This window comes from Anaeroplasma bactoclasticum, from assembly GCF_003550015.1.
In the GTDB taxonomy this organism is placed as follows: Bacteria; Bacillota_I; Bacilli_A; order Acholeplasmatales; family Anaeroplasmataceae; genus Anaeroplasma; species Anaeroplasma bactoclasticum.
Map to the genome: position 1 here is coordinate 13,774 of NZ_QXEV01000017.1, position 21,831 is coordinate 35,604.

The window sequence follows — 21,831 nt, forward strand, 5'->3', positions numbered from 1 at the left end:
AGACCCGAGGGTCTTTTTATTTTGCTTCATAGCCAGCTTCATTAATCGCATTTTTAAGTGTATCTATACTAACATCCTTATTTAATGTAACAGTTACATTCTTATCCTCTAGGGATGCAACAGCATCTTCTACACCTAAAACATTCTTGCAAGCCTCTTCTACATGAGCCTTACAATGCTTACACATCATACCTTCAACAGGTATTACAACCTTATTCATTATTTCTTCTTCCTCCTTCTTTTCTTCTATTATATTTTTACTTCTTTTTAATTTAAAGAAATTAATAGATAAAGCATTTAATACTACAGATACAGATGATATACTCATCGCTATAGAGCCATATTCTGGCTTCATTTGGAAGCTACCTTTACTTATATGATAGAAAATTCCTGATGCTAAAATAACACAAATGAAATTATAAAAGAATGCCCAGAATAATCCTAACTTTATAGTAAATACAGTTCTTTTAGATAGCATAATCGCATTTACTACATCTAGAATATCATTTCTAACTAATACAATATCTGAATTTTCTCTTATAGCTTCGCTTCCAGATCCTATCGCAATACCTAAATCCGATTTAGCTAGTGCTACTGCATCATTGACACCATCCCCAACCATAGATACAAGCTTACCATCTTTTTTTAAGCTATCGATTACCTCTGCCTTTTGGCTTGGTAAGAGATTAGATATTACAGTATCAATTCCAACCATTTTGGATATAGCATTTGCAGTTTTTTCATTATCTCCTGTAAGCATTACTACATGAATATTCATATCCTTTAATAAGGAAATAGCTTCTTTGGAGTTCTCTTTTACCTCATCTCTTACTGCAATAATACCTAAAAAATTATCATTTTCTTTTATATAGAGAACTGTTTTACCTTCATCCTCTAGATTAGAATAATCCATTGGTTCATTTATACCTTTTATATTACCAATATAATATTCATTGTCTACTACCTTAGCCTTTAATCCCATTCCATCTAAGGCTTGATAATCTTTAACTAAATACTTTTTTAAATTCTTATTCTCTGCATATTCAATAATTGCTTTAGATAATGGATGATTCGATAATAATTCAATAGAATATATTTTAGACAATATTTCATCATTTATAGTAATGTCTGTTACTATTGGATGTCCAATAGTAATCGTACCTGTTTTATCAAAAACAACTGTATCTATTTTACCTGTTCTTTCTAGAATTTCGGCATTTTTTATAATAAGACCATTTTCAGCACCCTTGCCTGTACCTACCATTATCGCAACAGGAGTTGCAAGACCAAGTGCACATGGACAAGCAATTACAATAACAGTAATTGCATAATTGAATGCTACTTCAAAGGCATTTGTTGTAACATAATCTAAATTATTAAACTGAACATATAAGAAATTAGCAATAAATACCAAAATAGCTATGATAAATATAATTGGAACAAAGATTCCTGCAATTTTATCTGCAAGCTTAGATATAGGTGCTTTGGAATTTGCTGCTTCTTCAACTAAATGAATAATATGGGCAAATGTAGTATCTTCATTTACCTTAGTAGCTTCCATTTCTATATAACCATTTTCTACTGTGGTTGAAGAATATAATATATCATTTTCTACTTTATATACAGGAATAGATTCTCCTGTAATATTTGCTTGATTAATGGATGCATTTCCTTTTTTTACAATACCATCTACAGGAATTACATCACCTTTTTTTATAATTACAATATCTCCAACATGAATATCTTCTACCCCTACAATAACCTCTATACCATTTTTAAGTAGTCTTGCATTTTTAGGTGCAAGGCTATATAAGGATTCTAATGATTTGGAAGTTTTCTTTTTCGATAGATTCTCTAAGTATTTACCTAAGGATACAAACACTAAAATCATTCCTGCAGCTTCAAAATATAGACTCATATGAAGCATTTTAGAATCACTTGGGTCATATGCAATAGAAAATAATGCATATATACTATAAAGAATGGAGGCTGTTGCGCCTACGGCAATTAAAGAATCCATAGTTGGACCCTTAAATAATCTTTTATATCCTCTTATAAAATATCCTCTATTTAGATAAATAATAGGTAAGACTAAAAGGAATTGGATTAAGGCAAAGCCCATTTTAGAATAATGCATGTTAAAAATATCCCATATAGGCCAACCCCACATCATATGTCCCATAGAAAAATACATTAATATGAATAAAAATATAATAGATATAATCAGATTTAATAAAGAATTATCCTTTTCCTTTATTTCTATCTTTTCCTTTGGTAAGGAGGCCTTATAGCCTGCTTTAGATACGGCATCTTCTATATTTTTTATAGAACATACATCTTCTTTATAAGATACATCCATTGTATTTTGTAATAAATTTACATTTACAGATTCAATACCCTCTAAGCTCTCTACTGCCTTTTTTACATGGGCTTGGCAGGCCGCACAGGTCATTCCAGTAACATTAAATTTCTTTTTCATTATTGGAATCTCCTTACTAAATCTATAATCTCATCTATAATGGCATAGTCTTTATTTTCAATATGCTCTATTAAGCAAGTATGCATATGAGAATCTAATACAACATTCGCTAAGCTTTTTACAGATTTATCTACTGCGGATAACTGTATTAAAACATCATTACAATACTTATCCTCTAAAATCATATTTTTAACACCATTTAATTGACCAATTATTCGGTTAATTCTAGTTGTGATTTCCTTCTTTTCTTCATCTGTTCTCACTTTCATTTTTTTATTGCATGAACATTCCATATCTTCACCTCCAGCACAAATAGTATATACCCCCTAGGGGTATATGTCAAGATATTAAAAAAGAAAGATTATTTGCTTTCTTCTTTAGGCTTATGAATGTATTCATTTATAGAATATGTAGAATACTGCATAGTTCTTGTTTTTAATGCAGCATATATATCATCCGCAAGCTTTTCTTCTCTTTCTTTATTTGGTAAATCTAAATCTGGGTAGAATGGTCCATCTAAGCATACTACCATTTTAGGTTTATTACCAAATCTTCTCCTTTGATAACAAATCGTCATCGCAATAGATGGTACCCCCATCATGATAGGATATTTCATACAAGAACTAGAAAAAGGACGAATACCTGTATAATATGGCCAAATATGAGCCTCAGGATAAATCGTTATAGATTCTTTTTTCTCTATTCTTTTTTTCATTTCCTTTAATAAATTCTTACTTGCTTTATAGGTATCTCCTAAGGGTAGTGCACCTAAGTCCTTAACTAAATGCTTTATACCTGTAATAGAAACTGTATCGCTTCTTACAATAATATTATTTCTTCTATATTGAAGTAGGCTTGGCATTAATGCGTCTCCTACAAAATTTGTATGATTTGCATATACATAAAATCCTGTCTTTTTAACTTCTTTTATTATCTTTTTATTTATAAATTTATAGTGAAAGGAGATCTTCATAATAAGAAAAGCTATAGGCATAGCGATTAAGTAATACCATAAAAAACTAAATAGATTACTTGGATTATATTTATAATCATCTCCAACTATGGTCTTTTTAACATTCTCTGTTATACCAAAGTCATCGGTATAAGATGAATAATAATATGTTTTTCTTTTCATTATAATCCCCCTTTCATAAGTGTTGCTTGTTAAGTATACTATACTTATTACTAAATTACAAGATGCTATTAAAACATTAGAAAAGAGGTCACATGACCTCTTATACAATACCGAAATGAGTAATCATTCCTAAAGACTTTACAAAGACTACAAATACAGCTAAATCATCTTCTTGCCATACTCTTCTAAAGTCAGAATCATAAAACATTACATAACCTAGCTTCTTCTCTTTTTCTGTAACACGGAATACAACAAAGGATAAAAGATTATTCTTATAACAAAATTCATAAAGGGCCGGATCTTTTTCTTTTATTCTTTCAATATCGTCTACCCTTATGTATTCCTTTTCCTCTAAATCCTTGATAAAGTCATCGGGTAATAATGGTGGTTTACCATATTCCTCATTCTTTTCATAAGATATTTGGATTTTATTTTTATTAAAATAAGCAACACCTGAAATGGACATATCATTTGTAATATATTCCATACCCTTATAAGCCTTATTCTTTTTTTCTGCATTCGCTAAAATCTTATAAAGCTTTATAATTCTTTCAGATATTCCTCTTTTCTTTGTTTTAGATAAATCTATTTTCGAATGAAGTAATTCTACATATATCGTATAACAGTTTCTTCCTTCATGCTTACCAAAGTATAAGCATTTATCACAAAGTAAGAATAATTCTTCATATTTCTTTCCATCCTTAGGAAATGTACAAATACCTGTTGTTGCAGAAACCATTAAGGATTTACCTGTAGAAAGTAATATTGGCTTTCTGACTCCAGTATTATAAATATGTCCTACAAATTCATTGATTTCATCATAGGACTTCTCCCCTTCTCTTACAATTAAAAACTCATCTCCACCATATCTTCCCATTACAGCAGTACTTCCAAAGGAATTCATTACATTCCTTGAAAAATTAACTAATATTTCATCACCTATTTGATGTCCATAATTGTCGTTGACATTTTTAAAATTATCAACATCAAATATCCCCATAGTAAATGGAATATTATTCTTAATTAAATACTTAATGTAGGAAATCATTGGACTTCTAGCTATCGTTTTGGTAAGTGGATCTAATATTTGTCCATTTTTCATACGAATAGCTTGAAAATACTTATGCTTTAAAATTAATTCTTCCATCAGCATATGATATCCCCTCCCTTAAAAAAAATAAGCTTACGAATATTCCGTAAGCTAAATTTGCAAATATTTTATGCAACTGGCTGCCATTTTAAAGGCCCTATAGCTTTGCGTCATATCCTTTCGAATACTTTGCCCTATTCAATTCTTTACACTTCAAATTTACAACATTTCGAAAGCGCTGTCAATGGGATAACCAAAATTATGTTGTGTTATTAAAAAGAATTCAAAGATATGTAACAAATATTAATAATTTATTCCATAACTTCTTTTGATTTATGTGTAAATAAATATACTTCTGCAAGTATCATAATAATACCTACAATAAAATACATAGAGATTAATATGACATAAGTAACTACTTGTGTTTCACTATCCATTGCATAATAGCTTGGAAGCCTTGTAATACCAACAAGACCAAAGAATATTGCAGGAATCACTAAAGAATTTTCATTTAAAACAAAATAAGAAGTAAGTAAACCCATACCAAATCCAATAGCTATATGATATGTCATAGCTAGTGATGAAAAGCCTATATGATATATTATAGTTACTAAAACATATAATAAAATAGATAAAGCTATTATAATAAAATCCTTATACTTTCCTAAAGGGAATAAGGTTAATGATTTTGTAAATAATACCAATGATAAAATAATCGATGCATTTCTTAAGAATCCATTCGCTAATGCATCAAAGAATATTACATCAAATGTAGGCGCAAATTTATAATCACCAATATGACCAATAAATTCAGCAATCAAAGATATAAATAAAACTGCTAAAAATAAAATTCCATATTTTACAACTACTCCTTCATTCATCTTTTTATAATAGCCTAATAAAAGAGAGGTTAGAGGAGCGAGTAAAAAGAATATACAAGAATTCACAAGCTGTCTTAATATAGGTGTACCCATACTTAAAAATGAACCATGTACAATCCATTCGGAAGGATACCCATTAATACAAAAATAAACATAGAGGGTTCCTAATATAGTTCCTATAATTCCTTTAACTATACTTTTCATAGAATCACCACCTCGTATAAATAATTATACAATAATTTATTCATTTTTGGTAAAATAAAATATGAGGTATACTATGAGACTATATAATTTATTAAAAAATAGTCTAGATTTAACTAGACTAGAATTAACAGAATATATGAATAAACATAAGGTCACTGTAAATAATATAGTTGTTCCACTATCTACAATAATAAACCCAAATGATATTGTATCTATAGATGGAAATAAAATAGAAATGATTCAATTTCATTATTATTTATATTATAAACCAAAAGGTATTTTATCTACTATTTCAAATAAAGAAAATAGCTATATAAATCAAATAAATATTCCTTTTAAGGTTACTCCTGCCGGAAGATTAGATAAAGAATCTGAAGGATTAATGGTTTTATCGAATGATGGTAATTTTTTAAACAAAATTACAGGAGATAAAAATGAACATGAAAAGGAATACATTGTAAAAGTTTCTAAAAGTATTACTATAGATTTTTTAAATGGTATGGGAAAATCCTACCTTATGGATGGAAAAATGACTAAGCCTGCAAAGGTAAAGAAAATAGATGATTATACTTTTTCTATCATTTTATTTGAAGGATTATATCATCAAATTAGAAGATTAGTTCAAATGTGTAATAATAAAGTAGTTGAATTAAAAAGAATAAGAATTTCAAATTATTATCTAAATGATATGAAACCAGGAGATATAATTGAATTTAAACCATAAAAATGGACAAGGCTAGTCCTTGTCCACATTTTCTTCATTTTCTTTATCTGCGAATGCTTCTTTTATTTTTGTATATGTACCAAACACAACGATTATATCTCCACGCTGAAGCATTGTTGTTGCGGTAATAGGTACAATAGTATCTTTTCTTTTGATGGTTAATAAATTAATATTATAATTAATCTTTAATCCACTTTCATATAAACCCTTATCCTTTAAGAAATCAGGTAGACGATTTAATTGAATTTCTGTCATGGCCTCATCACCATATTCTTCAATAAGCTCAATGACATTCTTCTTTGTTTCTCGTGCCTTTTTCGTGAAGCAATTTCTTATACCAGAATAAGAACCAAATACAACTAAAGAATCCTTTTTCTTAAATATAGTATCTTTAGTAACATCTAAAATCTTACCATTTCTTTTACACATTAAGATATTAATCTTATATTTTTCTTTAATCTTACTGTCTATAACTGTAGTATCTACCATAAAATCAGGTACTCTATTTAAATAGATTTCTGCAATGGCATCCTTACCATAATTATCTAAAAGAGTAATGATATTTTCTCTATTATTTCTTCTTAAAACGATAGATGCGATTGCTTCTATTATTCTTTCAAATAATCTTTTAACAACAGGAATTTGCATGAAAATCAAAAATAGAATAAAACCACCAAAGGATATAAATATCCAAAAATGATTGGATTCTGATACTCCATTTCCTGCATTCATAAACACATTGATTAATAGGGATACAATTACTACTGAAAAACTATAACCTGAAATCATAGCAGCAATGGCAATTCTTCTTCTTATTCTATCTGAAGTAATAACTTCACTTTCACCTGTAGTAAAACCACAGCTAGTTAATAAAGAAATAGCCTGAAAGCTCGCTTTTTCTTTAGTAAGACCTGTAATACGAAAAAGCACTGAAAATATTTGTATTAAGATGACATAAATGACTACGAATACCATAATCAAGATGACTGATGTCATAAAATCCATATACACACACATCCTTTAATACTAATATTATAAATGAAACTTATTGATTTGAAAAGAAAAAGCCTTCAAATGAAGACTTTTTAGTTTATTTGGTTAATTACAAAAGTAATTTCCGCTGATAAAGGTTGTAACTTTAAAAAAGACTTTCATATGTAAATTCCGCTATAATAAATATTACCAGTTAGTCAGATAGACGGAGGCTATTATGGCAACAAACACTAAGCATATAGATAGTAAAAAATATGGTAAGGCATTAACGCTTAAAGACAGAATTACTATTGAAGATATAATTAAAAATAATCGAGCCTTGAATGGTTCAATGATAGTAACATTAAATAGCATTAGCGATATATTAGAAAAAGATCCTACTACTATTTCTAAAGAAGTTAAAGCTAGACGTACTCCAATAGATAAAAGACAACCAAACTATAAAGTCATGTCTCAAGTATGTAATACCTGTGTAAAAAAGGCAAAATGTGAATTTAAACAAAATAGCAATATACAAGCATACTTATGTGAGTATTACGAAAAATATACATGTAAACATCTCCTACGGTTCCCTTGGGTATGTAATGGGTGTCATAAAAGAGGACATTGTACACTGTCAAAAAGTTATTATAATCCTATTCCAGCTCACGAATCATATGAATATACGTTAACCGATTCAAGACAAGGCGTTTATATGACTCAAAAAGAATTTGAAAAAATTAATGAAGTCATATCATCTGGATTAAAGAAAAAACAAAGTATAGAACACATACTACATTCTAATAACGTACCGATTTGTGTAACAACAGCTTATACATACCTTCATAAAGGATATTTTAACGCAAATATATTGGATACACATAGAATCGCATACTTTAAAGGACTTAATGGTACCAAACCTCAAAACTCAAAAATTTTGAAAAACAAAAAAGTCGGAAGACATTATGAAGACTTTCTAGATCTGTTGGCTAAAAATCCTGATTTAACATATACTCAAATGGATACAGTTGAAGGTGTTAAAGGTGGAAAAGTATGCTTGTCACTTAAGATAGTTAAAATCCAATTACAATTATATTTCATAATGAACGATAAGACTGCAGCAACTGTGGTTAATACTCTTAATACTATTCAATCTATAATTGGAATTGAGAATTACAAAAAAATATTTGGAACAATATTAACTGATAATGGTAGTGAATTCACAGATATTGATGGAATAATGTATGACCCAGAAAATGGCGAATTAAGAACGGATTTATATTTTTGTCATCCTCAATGTAGTGGCGAAAAAGGATCATGTGAAAGAACTCATGAATTGTTTAGATATATTATTCCAAAAGGTAGTTCTCTTAACGATTTTAACCAAAATGATTTTAACAAAATAACATCGCATGTAAATTCGCTAAAGAGAAAAAGCACAGACTATTCTACGCCAATAGAATTATTCTATGCCTTTTTCGGTCGTGAGATTTTAGATAAACTAAATATCTCGCTTATTGAGCCTAATTCAGTTATACTTTCACCAGAGTTATTGAAATAGGCCATTTTAAATAAAAATCTGACAACTGGGTAAATTAATCTTATGAAAATCATAGCGGAATTCAAGTCCAAAAAAAGATTTGAGTCCTATCAAAGATAGGTCTAGGTTCTTTTTTTTCGATTTTTTTACCTATTTCTATTATATACCAAATTTCAATTTGAAGAAAATAAAAAGGTTAATTTCAACTGCCAGATAACAGCGGAAACTAACCATAAAATCAATTTTTATTTTTTACAACCTTTATCAGCGGAAATTACTTTTGTAATTAACCTTTTTAGTTTATTTTTCTAAAGATTTTTCTAAAGAAGCACTATAACAATCAATTAAATCTTTTAGTGGTGGATTACCATCCTCATATATTACTAAATAATACCAAATGCTATAACCTACAATTTCAAATGAATAAGAATACTCTCCTTCATATATATTTCCATGAGCAACAGTTAAAAAGCCTGAAGAAATATCAATAATATTCTTTTGCTTACCATTAGAAAAGAAAATCATATATTGTCTAGATACTGGTACAATAGCAACACTACTCATATAAATATCTGCTTGAATTCCGCAATTCTTATTAGCGTATCCCAATAGTTTTTCAACACTCATATCATCGCCCAATCTTTCATGAACGTAATCTACAGCTTGACTATAACAAGAATCCGCATGCATCTTTGCATGAATTTGAGGAGCAAGATTTACTAATATAGAAATCGCTGTTGCGATAAAAGCGACAATCACAGTTAAAGCAATCCAAATCTTAGTGATTCTTTTTGTATATCTTTTCTTTACAGCATCCCTTCTCATAGAAAAGTCTAAATCATCTTGCTTCTCATAAGCAATGATTTCATCATAGCCAACTCCAAATAAATAAGAAAGGCTATATAAATACATAGAAGGAATATCCGCTGTATCATTTTCCCATGAAAGATACTTTCCTCTAGTCACCTTTAATAAGTGTGCCATATCTTTTACTGTAAGGTTATTTTCTTCTCTCAGTCTCTTTAAATTTGTCACAATAAACCACCATTTTCAAAACAAAATTCTTCCTTTATTATACCATTTTCAAAGATACATTCAAGTATAATATTTCTTACTTATCTTTGTTTTCACTCCAAGAGATAATAAACTGAAGCTTGTATTCTCTATCTGCATAATAAGAATGTTCTTTTAGGGTTGATGGTCCACATGAACCTGTACCAATTCCCATTTGGAATTTAGAAATTGTTATATAGGTTCCACTTCTTACCTCATCTTTTCTATGTAGCATTTTTGTAAGCTCCAAATCAGAATATGGTTTAATACCTAAATTGAACGCTTCAGATACTGCTTCAAAGCGGTATGTTACTTTACCATTCGATAATTCTGCATATCTTGTATCCATACGGTTACCAGATTCTTGAGGCTTAATGTTGTTTTCAACCATATCTAATACTTTAGAATGGCATAAAGCAATCTTAGAATGATCTACCATATCAATATAGGATTCCTTATCTCTACCATAATATGTAACATCATCAAAGCTTGAATCTAATTTGAATGCTTTACCAAATCTAGGTAAGAAGCCTGATACAGAAATTGGTTTAATAATAGATGTTACAAAAACACCATTTTCTAATCCCAAATATGTATCTTCTACCTCAAAGGTATTCTTATTTGCAGTAACAATTGTCTTTACAACACACTTTTCCTTACCAATAAATGTTTCCGTTATTTTTTCTTTTTCATCATACCATTTTGGCATTGTTTTGAAATAGAATCTTTCCTTATCATTATCTGTACCTGCACGGAATAGAATCGAATATGGAATCGATGTATTTATTTTAGAATCTTTAAACTCTATTACAGGATTTCCATCTACTAGCTTAAATTCCTCTGGTAGAGGCATCTTTTTAGGCTTTAATCTTATTTCTTCAGACAGAATAAGCTGTGCTTCATCTACTAAACGATTTGTTTTAATTTCATAAATCTTCGCATTTAAGAAGCAATCCTTATCCCCGATTTCTCCTAAATCTATTTCAAAGATTTTCTTTCTTAATGGTTTGACATCAGGAATTAAAGAGAATTCTTTTCCATTAATTTCAAAATCAATTCTAAATTCCTTACCACTAGTGAAGGATAAGGTATTAAATATTCTAATTTCTCTTTCACTTGCAAGCTCAAGCCTTAATGGGCGATAGGCATGCTTCATGATATATGCGCCTGTGGAAGGCATACGGTTTGGATAGAATAATCCATCACAACAGAAATTAGAATCATGAATCCATTCGCCATGGTCTCCACCATAAGTATAAGATCCATCTTCATGTAATACCGCGTGGTCTACCATTTCCCAAATACAACCACCCATGATGTTGTCATATTTATAGAATACATCCATATAACCTTCTAAGTTACCTGGACCTGTACCCATCGCGTGAGCATATTCACATAGCCAATATGGTCTATCATTAAACTGCTTAGTCTTACTTTTGCGTTCACCAACTAAAGTAATATCAGCTACCGATGGATACATTTGAGATGCAATATCATAAGCCTTTGTTCTATTATATACTGCGCCCTCATATTGAACTGGAATATCACTTCTCTTTTTAATCCATTCATACATAGCCATTGTATTACAGCCATCACCAGATTCATTACCTAAGCTCCACATAATAATTGGAGTTTTTAGTAATTTATCTCTACCATAATGTCTTTCCATACGATTGACATAATGGCTCATCCAGCTTCTCTTTTTCGATAAATAATTAAAATTAAATAGGAAGGATTGTGTTCTACATCCATGTGCCTCTAAATCACATTCATCTACAATGTATAAACCAATTTCAGAAGCAAGCTCTAAAAGATATGGATCTGGCTGATAATGAGATGTACGAATTGTATTCACATTATATTCCTTACATAGCTTTAAATCCTGTTCTATTTCATCTAAAGTCATTGTATAGCCATTTACAGGAGATGTATCATGGTGATTTACACCACGAATTTTAATCTTTTTATTATTTAAATAATAAATAGCATCATCAATTTTGATATTTTTAAATCCAACCTTTGTATATACATAGGAATTTGGAATAGATACCATTAAATCATATAGGGTTGGCTTTTCAGCGTTCCATTCTATAACATCTAAATCCTTAAATTCGACACTAATTTTACCATCTACTGGTGTACCTATAATATTCTTTTCAATGCCATGACCTGTTAAGGATACTTCTATTTCTTCTTTACCATTACCAGATAATTCAACTAAGATCGTTGCGGTATATTTCCCATCCTTAGCCTTTTTATATTTGAAATCAATATCCCAAATATCTACCTTATCTTCTACTTTTAATAATACATCTCTAAAGATACCATTATTTCTAAACATATCCTGGCACTCTAAATAAGAACCATTACACCATCTATGTACAATACATACAAGCTCATTTGCTTCTGGCTTTATATGATTTGTTAAATCAAATTCAGAAGTCATATGAGATTCTTCAGAATAGCCTATGAATTCTCCATTTAAATATACCTCAATACAAGAACATACACCTAAAAAGGATATAATATATCTTTTATCCTCTCTTGCATTAAAGAAGGTACGATAAACACCCAAATGATTATATTCTCCTTCTTTGGCATGAGTAAACCATGTCTCATAGGAGAAATATTTGGTTACTGGTTCTGTTGTTGGAATCTTTGGTGGATTAAAGCGGAATGGATATCTCGCATTTAAATACATTGGATTACCATATCCATTAAATTGCCAGCAGGATGGAACATCTAGCTTATCCCATTTCATTGTATCTGTATCAAAGGTGTCTAATAAATCATTTGGATTATCATAATAAGCAAAATCCCAAATACCATTTAGACATACTACCTTATCTGAATCATATCTCTTATTTTTAATATCTGAACCTAAAGCTCCCTTTTTAGTAGTAAAAGGAATAAAATAGCTTCTTATAGGAAGACGATTAACCTCTATTGTATTAAAATCAGCATAATAAGCTTGAGCCTTCTTATATTTCATTTTAGATACCTCCAAAATCGATAATATTACTTATTATCATTATTTTAACACAAAAGAAAAGCCTACACAATGCAGGCCTAAAAAATATAACTAGATTATCGAAAATATTTCGATTTATTTGGATTTTCCTTTTTCCTTAGATCTCTTATCATTAATAATCTGCATTTCACGCTCTGTAATTAGCTTGCAGTTATTCTCATTTGCCCAGTTGACGCAGCCCTGTAAAACAAGCTTTAAGAATGGTCTTGGAACCTTTACAAGCATCTTTAAGGCATCATCTGTAAATTTTACATCTGTTTGTAATCTATCTGCAGCATATCTTACACTAGATAAGTCAACCTCTCTATCTGGAATACCAATTGCATCTGGCTTTACATAATCACTACACCAGAAGAATTTAGAATCTCTATAACCCCAGTTTGTAGGTAGTGGTGCAAAGTTCTTTCTATTTACACCATTAACTAAGGCATTATAATATTCATCCTTTAATAAAATATGGTCAACCTTTAAAATGAAATGTGCACCAAATTTAGATGTAATACCATTAAAGTTATGATATGGGCCATTATATTCTTCTTCTACCTTATCATTTTCTGCCCCATCTAATTCCCTAACCCAAGTACATTCCATTACCTGAATAGCTTCAAATAAAATCTTAGGGAATTTTTCATTAGGGTTTAATTCTTGGCTCTTAGAATCTATTGGATGAAAGCTTGTTAAATTCTTCATCTTTTCTTCAGGAGTATCTCCTGGGAATCCCATTAAAACATGCTGTTCAAAGTTTTTCTTAGAATAAGGCATAAAATTAATTGTACATTTACCATGTCTTAATAAGCCCTTTGCAGTATTTGATGTATTTCTACATTCTAGTAGCATCGCATAAAACTCCTTACCTGCGATATAGTATGGGAATACTAAGGAATATGCTCCATAGCTTGTTCCACTTCCATCCTCATTTAAAGTTCCAATTAATGTAAGTGGCATTGGAAAAAAGGATGAGGATTGATAGAAATTGTCCATAATACGGACATCCTTAAATTCTTTATTCATATATCTTATCCTCCTTGATATTTCAATTATATCACTAACTATATTAAATTTTGAACATTATACCAAAATAAGACAGTTTAGATTAAACTGTCTTATTATTCTTTATATTATGTATTTCTTCTTCAATATAATCCGCTAAAGCTTCTAAACCTTCTCCTGTTTTACTAGAAACTAAGAAGAATTTTGCCTTTGGATTTAAAGAAAGTATTCTTTCTTTTGCTTTATCAATATCAAAATCAAAATAAGAAAGTGTATCTATTTTAGAAATAATAATAACATCAGATACAGTAAACATTAATGGATATTTCAGTGGCTTATCATCACCTTCTGGGATAGATAATATCATATAATTTTTATGAGCGCCTGTATCAAATTCTGCAGGACAAACTAAATTACCAATATTTTCAAGTATTAATAAATCTAATCCATCTATATTATATTCATTAATAGCCCTCTTTGTCATATCTGCATCAATATGACATAATCCACCATTATGGATTTGTAATGTTTCAATACCTGATGCTTCCATTACTTTTTTGGAATCTAAATCGGATTCAATATCACAATCCATTTCACCAATTTTATACCTTTTACTCAACATAGGTATAAGTTTAGTTAATAGAGTGGTCTTACCAGAACCAGGAGAGGACATAATATTCATAAAATATGTTCCTTGATTTAATAATATTAATCTTGTCTCTTCTGCTGTTTTATTATTGTTTGAAAATACATCTTCATTCACTAAAATAGTTTTTACTGTAGCCATAGGAATACCTCTTTTTTTAGTATAACATAAAAAAAGAATTGCCGAAACAATTCTTTTTAGCCAAAGGAATAAAAAGGTTGATTATCCTTATTTCTATATTCATGCTTTTCGTAATAGCCAATTAGTTTTCCATCATTATCTCTTAGGGCAACCATATAACCATCTTTATTATTCTTTTCATCATAGAATGTATGAATTATATTATTTTCCTTAGAATCATTAAACCAATGTAGGACTTCAGAAATCTTAAATGCAGAGTTGGGATTGTGGCATCCTAGTAAACTTTTTCCAACTAAAGAGACTCCGCCTCTTTTTTCATAATTTGAAATAGCCTTAGGGTTCATATAAATGATTGTATGCTTTGTATCACATACAACAATAGGACATAAATCCTGATCAATTATACTTTTAAAAAACAAATTCAATTCCATAAATACTCTTTTACTCCTCTGATTTAATCTCTCTTTTCGCTATTATAACAAACAAGAAAATAAATAAAAAGGTTAGTGAAACACTTTCATAGTAACGTAAACGATATAGGAAAAAGGCTATGCCCTAAGACATAGCCTAAATGAATTAATTCTTTCTCTTTTCGTCTAACGTATTAATTGTTGTTTTATCATCATGTGGAATAACCTTCCAACCTAAGTTTCTTGAGCACATAGCTACAAAATCAATAGGGAACTGAATCATTAAGAATAATGGCCATAATAAGGAAACTAAAATCTTCTTTCCTAAGCTTACATGGAATATTCTCTTTCTACATACAATAAACACAATAATTGCAAGAGCTAGCATACCAAAGTATGTACCTATAGTAGATCTAGCTAATCCCCATAATGCACCATCACCTAATAATAAATTATACCACCACTCATTTGCTTGATTGCCAAATAATACGGTATTATAATCTATTCCAAAGCATGGAGCAAATGCTAATAAGATGTACTGTAAAATACCAATAAATCCTAATACTAAACAGAAAGGTAGACAGTTCATAGCAATATCAAATGTAGACATTCTATGCTTTGTTTTTGGACTAAATAAAGCTTTTAATAAATCTTTAACACGAGAATATAATACTAATAGGTGTCCTCTAGACCAACGTACTCTTTGACGCCACATTACCTTAAATGTTGTTGGCTGCTCATCATAAAAGATTGCCTCATCACAATAACGAATCTTATTAGAATCTAAAATTTGGTCTGCTGAGAATTCCCAGTCCTCTGTTAATGTTACATATGGCCAACCATTTTCTACAACCTTAGAAGAGATTACATAACCGCATCCTGCGATTCTTGTGGAGCATCCACAAACATTTCTTCCTCTAAACTCGCATACACAGCCTAATGCGAAATACATACCGTATAAGCCAGACATAATATTAGAACCAAAGTTCTTAGAGTTACGGAAGGATGTAACTACATACTGATGATCATAATATTCAAATGCATCATTCATCTTAGTAAAGTAATTCTTTTCAACAATATTATCTGCATTAAAGATAAAGAATCCATCAAAGCTTTGTGTACCATAATCCTTCTCTATACAAGAGAATAAATGACGGAATGCATAACCCATTGTACATTCATTTGGATTATTATACTCATATACAGAAATATTTGCGAAGCCTTCCTTTTGAAGTCTTCTTGCTACTTCTGCAGTATTATCTGTACAGTTGTGAGCTATAACAAAGATGTGTAATTTATCCTGTGGGTAATCAGATTTATGGATACTTTCAATTAAATTACCAACAACCTTCTCTTCGTTTCTAGCTGGAATAATTAAACCATACTTGTTTATAACATCTGTCTTAGGATACTTCTTGTATGTAAATACACCAATAATACCGAATATTACAAAGTGTAGCATTAATAAACCATATAGGCCAAAAATGCATGTAAATACAAGATTAACTATTTCTACGTAATTCATAAGTCACCTCTAACTACTTATTTTCTTCTTGTTTTTCATCTAATACTTGTGGGAATCTCTTTACGATTTCTTCCCAAAGTAAATCTGCGGTTGCCTCAGCTCCATAGGAAGAGTGATGGTCTTTTGCAGCTTTAATATAAGGAACTAATATTGTAGGGTCCTTTACACATCTTTTAATAATCTTTACGACCCTAGATGGATGAAATTCCTTAACGGCACAATGGACATAATTAATATAATAGTCACCAATATTTGTTTCAATGGATGTTGATGTTCCTGTAATAATGGATGGAACTCCAAAGAAGGTTGGTTCAGCTATCATATTACCTGCCTTACCACAGAATAAATCTGATGCAACCATATATTCAAATATATTCGTAATGAAGCCTTGTGGAAGGAATGTAATTTCTTCTGTTGGAGTAAGCTTTTTAAAATACTCTAGCAATTCTTCATTCTTACCACAAACTGGAATAACAGTAACAGGAACATGCTCTTTCAAAAGCTTAGTAACAATTTTTTTCATTGCTCCTCTACCATATCCACCTTCTGCAAGTACAACTGTAAACTTATCTGGTAAATTTAATTTCTTTCTTGCAGATTCTTTTGTTTCTTTCATCTTAAATGCATCATTTCTAATACAGAATGGTACAAGTTTAAGATTTGATGAGTCATAGGTTGTATCTCTTTTCGCTTCCGTATATCCTGTTTCCATAGATACTAAAGATAAATCTGCTCTAAATTTAAATAATTTATTTAATAATGCATCAGGACAATACATTACTGTAAATGGCTTTGGATTCATTAATTCTGCATAATAATTTGTTGCCCAGTGTGTAGAAAATACTACATCTGGTTGAAAGGATTGTAAGAATTCAATACCCTTCTTATAAGAACCTGGAACCTGAAACTTTAGTGTGCCCCAAGTGGATAAATCCGTACCCCAAAACTCACAAGAGAAGGTAGCAAAATGTCCAAGCATTGGATGTGCTGTATAATTCCTTACCTGTGTTTTTAAGAATTCACCATATTTTTTTAGTTTTGCATCTTGTGTATCCGAGTAAAAATTGATATTAATAACTTCAACTCTGCTTCCATATTTTTTACTAAATATTTCTTCAACAGCATTACAAGTCATAATATGTCCAAATCCCGCTTCTACTCTAGGAAACATGACTTTTATCTTTGCCATATAACATCACCCTATTTAAATATGTGGTTTCACTCTATGTTATTATACCAATATTATTAAGAAAAAGAAAGAAAAAACTCTTTTTTGAAAGAAAATCACTAATCCAAAACGAATTAGTGATTTTTCCATTTAATGTCTTGTAATTATTCGATCAAATAGAGTTCTACCTCTTTTTTTAATCCAGAAAGTAAGTAAGATTGCTGCAACCAAATAAATAATAGTAATTACACCAAATGTAATATAATGTATGAATTCAAAATATTGTATACCAAAAATAGTACCAGTCATATGTATTCCAAATAGTATCATAGATGGTAGCATCACAAATAGCATAATAAAATTACTTGCTGCAGAATTCTTTAATACCTGAGCCTCATTTTCAAAATCAAGCTTAGGCCATCTTAAGCCTGTTAATGTACCCACTAAAGCTGTAACAATACCTGCAAGTAATGGATATAAATATACAGGTATTAATTGATATGGCATATAGAATCCCTTAACAATCATAATTATAGCTGCAATTGTAGATACAAATAAATTAACAGTGATAGAAAGAATAATACCTATTTTAATCTTTGCTTTAATAATAGACATAGGATCTATTGGATAGCTTCTTAATAATTCATAACCATTTCTTCCCTCAAAGGAAATACTTGATGAGGTTGTTGTTGCAATAGAATTCATTAGCATTCCCATTGGAGCTACAAGCATTGCAAATACAAGTGGTAAAGATTCAGGAATTTCTTCAGAGCCTCCAACAAACATATTAGGTAATAATATGAACATAATAGCGAATATTAAAAAGAAAAATTGTCCTAAGACACAGTTAATTAAATACTGTGGTCTTCTTGATACCATATTCCATTCTTTCTTTAATAAAACCTTATCTAAGTTTAAATCAACTTTCTCGTTATTCTTCTTTACCTTATCATAATCGACATGGACAACTCCTGCCTTTAGCCATGTATTTACCGGACGATAAATTAAAGAAATCATAAGTGTTACTATAATAGCACCACCTAAATTAAATAATACAAAATATAAATAATTAATGTATTCACCCAAAAGTGCATCCTTCATCCACTTTAAAAAGAATACATGATCAAGTACACCAGTAAGCATATCTGCACCAGCATAATTAATATAGAAATATCCGCCAAAGAATACGACAAAGAATAATAAACTTAAAATGATATTAATTAAATTAGAATGTCTACTTTTAGCTGAAATAAGTGCAGATATTGAACCAATAATTGCAGAAAGTAAAATTGGAACAACACTTATCAATAATGCACTAACAAAAGAAAGTATTCCAGGAACTATAGTTCCTCCATTAGCAAAATATATTCCAAGCGCAGGTAATATTAATGCAACATCCTCTGCTACATTAATTAAATAAGTTGCGAATAGTTTTGCTGCAATAATGCAAGGCTTTGAAATAGGCAAGCTTTCTAATAGCTCATAATCCTTAGTGTTAAAAATAATGGATTGTAGCTGAAAAATAGAAATAATAAAATTCAACATGAATCCCATCATTAATAATACACATAAGAATAATTCTATTGGAAGGGATGCTTCTTTCATCTTCATTATCATGGAAAATGATATACCCAAAGAAGATATTGCAAATAAAACTAGCGTAAGTCCAAATAGGCCAAGGGCACTTTTTTGGTTTTTCTTTTTACTGTTTACATTAAATCCAGATAAAAAGAATACCTTTGTTAATGTAAAGAAATTATTCATTACTTAAAGCCTCTTTTTCATCGAAGATTTCTAAGAATACATCCTCTAAAGAATGATCTTTAATTACTTCTTCCATAGCACCAGATGCAACTAATTTACCTTGCTTTATAATTGCAACCTTATTACATAATTTCTCTGCAACCTCAAGAACATGGGTAGAGAAGAAAATTGTATTTCCTGCTTGTGTATATTCTTTCATCTTTTCCTTTAATATATGAGTTGCCTTAGGGTCTAAACCTACAAATGGCTCATCTAATACTAAAATCTTTGGATGATGCAAGAATGCTGCAAGTAATACTATTTTTTGCTTCATACCATGAGAATAGGAAGATACTAAATCACCTAAGGCATTATATATCTCTAATTCCTTAGCGAATGCTTCCATTTCACCCTCATTAAATGGAACACCATAAATAGATAAAATAAACTTAATATAATCGATACCCTTCATGAATGCATATACTTCAGGATTATCTGGTACATATGCCATCATTTTCTTAATCTCTACTGGGTTAGATTTTATGTTTTTCCCATCAACTAAAATCTCCCCATCTTCAAATGGTAAAATCCCCATTAGAGCTTTAATTGTTGTACTCTTACCTGCACCATTTAAACCAACGAATGCACATAAGTCCCCATCTTCAATTGTTAAAGATAAATCATCAACAGCCTTAACGCCTTTTACGTAAGACTTTGAAAAATTTTTAATTTCAATCATTATACTATACCTCTTTCCGTAAACGATTATATAACAAATATCATTGTTTTTCCACAAAAATCGTACTTGTGTGTTGAATTTATATCATAATGTGACAAAAAAAGAGCCTAATACAATGTATTAAGCTCATTTACTTTAGTTTTTAAGATACAACCTTTGCATCCTTTGCAAACTTTAATACAGATTTTGCAGCACTAATTGCTAAATCCTTATTCTTATATGTTTCACCTGTCATAACTAAACGTAATTGTTTTGAATATAATTTAAAGAATGCTTGTTTTCTCTTATCAATAAAAATATAGAAATTTCCTTCATATACATTCTTACGGAAGTTTTCCATTGCTTCCTTTACACTCTTTTCAGATACGTATGCTTGAGATGTACATAATACCTGACCATTATTCGCTTTTAATTGGTAATAGAAATCGCCGCCCTCAGTAATAATAGAGAATTTACCATTTGCTGAAGGAGTGATATCACCATCAATAATTTGTACATCATAATGATCATCAGAATATGTATTATCCTCATCAATAATCTTATCTGTTTCTACAAATTTTTTAAATGATGTAGTAGCTCTTTCTGCATCTTTTTGAGATTTATAGTTTGCGCTTTGTGCTAAAGGTCTACCTTGAGATGTAATTAATCTGAAGCACCATGCGCCCTTCTTATCCTTTTCATAATCAATCTTTAAGTTATCTACATTTTTCTTTAATGTATCAATACCACCTAAACAAGCCTTTCTATCTTTGTATGCTTCGCTAATGATAATTGCTTGTCCATTGTTTGCATATAAGCGGTATTTATAAAAGAAATCGCCCTCATTAAAGATTACATACTTACCAACTACTGCCTTAGTAGGTGCCTTAACTTCTTCTTTCTTTGGAGCCTCTTTTGCCTTTGCTGGTGCCTTTTCAGGTGCTTTTGCTGGAGCTTTTGCAGTAGCCTTTACTGGAGTCTTTGTTGCCATAATATATTCCATCCTTTTCTCTAAATTGAATCGCCTTTATATAATTATAAACCATTTTTTAAAAAAATTTAATAGAAAACATATGATTTTTATCATAAAATCGAGTAGAGTAGGAAAATAATTATTTCTAACTATCTTCCATCCCCTCTCACACCACCACATCGTGCCGTTCGGCAATGGGCGGTTTGAAACTTGCATATTCTTTCTTTATTGCTAACAAAGTATCATTGAATTCATATTACACTTTACTGCCTTTTCATATCATATACGTTTCTATTACTTGGGCTCATCATACATATCCAAGAGATTTGTTTGCTTCTTTATATGCAGTTTCATTCAGTCCTTCGGCATTTCTACCTACTATGACCTCTGCTGACTCCTTGTGACAAA

General features: G+C 30.1%; 18 protein-coding genes and 1 riboswitch. Of the genes, 2 read left to right on the forward strand and 16 right to left on the reverse strand.

Annotation, left to right across the window (positions count from 1 at the left end):
• Nucleotides 1–16 precede the first annotated feature (16 nt).
• The 5 genes from EI71_RS07010 to EI71_RS07030 form a co-directional block, all read right to left on the reverse strand.
• On the reverse strand, nucleotides 17–2,479 hold the full coding sequence (locus EI71_RS07010; protein ID WP_119016544.1) for a heavy metal translocating P-type ATPase: 2,463 nt from the start codon (nucleotides 2,477–2,479) through the stop codon (nucleotides 17–19).
• Entirely contained in the window at nucleotides 2,479–2,772 is a 294-nt protein-coding gene (locus tag EI71_RS07015; protein ID WP_119016545.1) for a metal-sensing transcriptional repressor, read from the reverse strand. Before EI71_RS07015 ends, EI71_RS07010 begins: the two co-directional genes overlap by 1 nt.
• A 68-nt stretch (nucleotides 2,773–2,840) precedes the next feature.
• Entirely contained in the window at nucleotides 2,841–3,614 is a 774-nt protein-coding gene (locus EI71_RS07020; protein ID WP_119016546.1) for a lysophospholipid acyltransferase family protein, read from the reverse strand.
• 100 nt (nucleotides 3,615–3,714) lie between these two features.
• Nucleotides 3,715–4,767: a GGDEF domain-containing protein gene (locus tag EI71_RS07025; RefSeq protein ID WP_119016547.1), complete on the reverse strand. Its 1,053-nt coding sequence runs from the start codon at nucleotides 4,765–4,767 to the stop codon at nucleotides 3,715–3,717.
• Between the two features lie 65 nt (nucleotides 4,768–4,832).
• Nucleotides 4,833–4,908, reverse strand: a riboswitch (cyclic di-GMP riboswitch).
• 107 nt (nucleotides 4,909–5,015) lie between these two features.
• Nucleotides 5,016–5,789 (reverse strand): hypothetical protein, encoded by a 774-nt coding sequence (locus EI71_RS07030; protein WP_119016548.1) that lies wholly within the window; start codon nucleotides 5,787–5,789, stop codon nucleotides 5,016–5,018.
• A 73-nt stretch (nucleotides 5,790–5,862) separates the two neighbouring features.
• On the opposite strand from EI71_RS07030, the gene EI71_RS07035 reads away from it, so the two are divergent.
• On the forward strand, nucleotides 5,863–6,513 hold the full coding sequence (locus EI71_RS07035; protein ID WP_162849854.1) for a pseudouridine synthase: 651 nt from the start codon (nucleotides 5,863–5,865) through the stop codon (nucleotides 6,511–6,513).
• Nucleotides 6,514–6,525: 12 nt separating this feature from the next.
• Here EI71_RS07035 and EI71_RS07040 read toward each other — a convergent pair whose 3' ends face one another.
• Nucleotides 6,526–7,518 carry a TrkA C-terminal domain-containing protein gene (locus EI71_RS07040; protein WP_162849855.1) on the reverse strand — a complete coding sequence of 331 codons (993 nt, stop codon included), beginning with the start codon at nucleotides 7,516–7,518 and terminating at the stop codon, nucleotides 6,526–6,528.
• A gap of 205 nt (nucleotides 7,519–7,723) precedes the next feature.
• Here EI71_RS07040 and EI71_RS07045 point away from each other — a divergent pair, with 205 nt between their 5' ends.
• Entirely contained in the window at nucleotides 7,724–9,046 is a 1,323-nt protein-coding gene (locus tag EI71_RS07045) for an IS30 family transposase (RefSeq protein WP_119016551.1), read from the forward strand.
• A 279-nt stretch (nucleotides 9,047–9,325) separates the two neighbouring features.
• Here the strand turns inward: EI71_RS07045 and EI71_RS07050 are convergent, their stop codons facing one another.
• The 10 genes from EI71_RS07050 to EI71_RS07095 form a co-directional block, all read right to left on the reverse strand.
• Nucleotides 9,326–10,060 carry a helix-turn-helix domain-containing protein gene (locus EI71_RS07050; RefSeq protein ID WP_162849856.1) on the reverse strand — a complete coding sequence of 245 codons (735 nt, stop codon included), beginning with the start codon at nucleotides 10,058–10,060 and terminating at the stop codon, nucleotides 9,326–9,328.
• Between the two features lie 76 nt (nucleotides 10,061–10,136).
• Complete coding sequence (locus EI71_RS07055) at nucleotides 10,137–13,070, reverse strand: glycoside hydrolase family 2 TIM barrel-domain containing protein (RefSeq protein WP_119016553.1); 2,934 nt, start codon at nucleotides 13,068–13,070, stop codon at nucleotides 10,137–10,139.
• 114 nt (nucleotides 13,071–13,184) lie between these two features.
• On the reverse strand, nucleotides 13,185–14,120 hold the full coding sequence (locus EI71_RS07060; protein ID WP_119016554.1) for a hypothetical protein: 936 nt from the start codon (nucleotides 14,118–14,120) through the stop codon (nucleotides 13,185–13,187).
• 82 nt (nucleotides 14,121–14,202) lie between these two features.
• Nucleotides 14,203–14,886, reverse strand: a complete 684-nt coding sequence (hypB, locus tag EI71_RS07065; protein WP_119016555.1) for a hydrogenase nickel incorporation protein HypB — start codon at nucleotides 14,884–14,886, stop codon at nucleotides 14,203–14,205.
• Between the two features lie 56 nt (nucleotides 14,887–14,942).
• Nucleotides 14,943–15,317 carry a fatty acid/phospholipid synthesis protein PlsX gene (locus EI71_RS07070; RefSeq protein ID WP_119016556.1) on the reverse strand — a complete coding sequence of 125 codons (375 nt, stop codon included), beginning with the start codon at nucleotides 15,315–15,317 and terminating at the stop codon, nucleotides 14,943–14,945.
• A gap of 145 nt (nucleotides 15,318–15,462) precedes the next feature.
• Complete coding sequence (locus EI71_RS07075) at nucleotides 15,463–16,821, reverse strand: glycosyltransferase family 2 protein (RefSeq protein ID WP_119016557.1); 1,359 nt, start codon at nucleotides 16,819–16,821, stop codon at nucleotides 15,463–15,465.
• A gap of 13 nt (nucleotides 16,822–16,834) precedes the next feature.
• Nucleotides 16,835–18,010, reverse strand: coding sequence for a glycosyltransferase family protein (locus EI71_RS07080; RefSeq protein WP_119016558.1), 1,176 nt, complete (start codon nucleotides 18,008–18,010; stop codon nucleotides 16,835–16,837).
• Between the two features lie 129 nt (nucleotides 18,011–18,139).
• On the reverse strand, nucleotides 18,140–19,753 hold the full coding sequence (locus EI71_RS07085) for a hypothetical protein (RefSeq protein WP_119016559.1): 1,614 nt from the start codon (nucleotides 19,751–19,753) through the stop codon (nucleotides 18,140–18,142).
• Complete coding sequence (locus EI71_RS07090) at nucleotides 19,746–20,471, reverse strand: ABC transporter ATP-binding protein (RefSeq protein ID WP_119016560.1); 726 nt, start codon at nucleotides 20,469–20,471, stop codon at nucleotides 19,746–19,748. Before EI71_RS07090 ends, EI71_RS07085 begins: the two co-directional genes overlap by 8 nt.
• 142 nt (nucleotides 20,472–20,613) lie before the next feature.
• Nucleotides 20,614–21,441 (reverse strand): DUF1508 domain-containing protein, encoded by an 828-nt coding sequence (locus EI71_RS07095; protein ID WP_162849857.1) that lies wholly within the window; start codon nucleotides 21,439–21,441, stop codon nucleotides 20,614–20,616.
• Nucleotides 21,442–21,831: the final 390 nt, after the last annotated feature.

What these genes read in the sequence shown, in the direction of transcription:
- EI71_RS07010 (WP_119016544.1), bottom strand. Translation starts at nt 2,479, where the DNA reads ATGAAAAAGAAATTTAATGTTACTGGAATGACCTGTGCGGCCTGCCAA.
- EI71_RS07015 (WP_119016545.1), bottom strand. Translation starts at nt 2,772, where the DNA reads ATGGAATGTTCATGCAATAAAAAAATGAAAGTGAGAACAGATGAAGAA.
- EI71_RS07020 (WP_119016546.1), bottom strand. Translation starts at nt 3,614, where the DNA reads ATGAAAAGAAAAACATATTATTATTCATCTTATACCGATGACTTTGGT.
- EI71_RS07025 (WP_119016547.1), bottom strand. Translation starts at nt 4,767, where the DNA reads ATGCTGATGGAAGAATTAATTTTAAAGCATAAGTATTTTCAAGCTATT.
- EI71_RS07030 (WP_119016548.1), bottom strand. Translation starts at nt 5,789, where the DNA reads ATGAAAAGTATAGTTAAAGGAATTATAGGAACTATATTAGGAACCCTC.
- EI71_RS07035 (WP_162849854.1), top strand. Translation starts at nt 5,863, where the DNA reads ATGAGACTATATAATTTATTAAAAAATAGTCTAGATTTAACTAGACTA.
- EI71_RS07040 (WP_162849855.1), bottom strand. Translation starts at nt 7,518, where the DNA reads ATGGATTTTATGACATCAGTCATCTTGATTATGGTATTCGTAGTCATT.
- EI71_RS07045 (WP_119016551.1), top strand. Translation starts at nt 7,724, where the DNA reads ATGGCAACAAACACTAAGCATATAGATAGTAAAAAATATGGTAAGGCA.
- EI71_RS07055 (WP_119016553.1), bottom strand. Translation starts at nt 13,070, where the DNA reads ATGAAATATAAGAAGGCTCAAGCTTATTATGCTGATTTTAATACAATA.
- EI71_RS07060 (WP_119016554.1), bottom strand. Translation starts at nt 14,120, where the DNA reads ATGAATAAAGAATTTAAGGATGTCCGTATTATGGACAATTTCTATCAA.
- hypB (WP_119016555.1), bottom strand. Translation starts at nt 14,886, where the DNA reads ATGGCTACAGTAAAAACTATTTTAGTGAATGAAGATGTATTTTCAAAC.
- EI71_RS07070 (WP_119016556.1), bottom strand. Translation starts at nt 15,317, where the DNA reads ATGGAATTGAATTTGTTTTTTAAAAGTATAATTGATCAGGATTTATGT.
- EI71_RS07075 (WP_119016557.1), bottom strand. Translation starts at nt 16,821, where the DNA reads ATGAATTACGTAGAAATAGTTAATCTTGTATTTACATGCATTTTTGGC.
- EI71_RS07080 (WP_119016558.1), bottom strand. Translation starts at nt 18,010, where the DNA reads ATGGCAAAGATAAAAGTCATGTTTCCTAGAGTAGAAGCGGGATTTGGA.
- EI71_RS07085 (WP_119016559.1), bottom strand. Translation starts at nt 19,753, where the DNA reads ATGAATAATTTCTTTACATTAACAAAGGTATTCTTTTTATCTGGATTT.
- EI71_RS07090 (WP_119016560.1), bottom strand. Translation starts at nt 20,471, where the DNA reads ATGATTGAAATTAAAAATTTTTCAAAGTCTTACGTAAAAGGCGTTAAG.
- EI71_RS07095 (WP_162849857.1), bottom strand. Translation starts at nt 21,441, where the DNA reads ATGGCAACAAAGACTCCAGTAAAGGCTACTGCAAAAGCTCCAGCAAAA.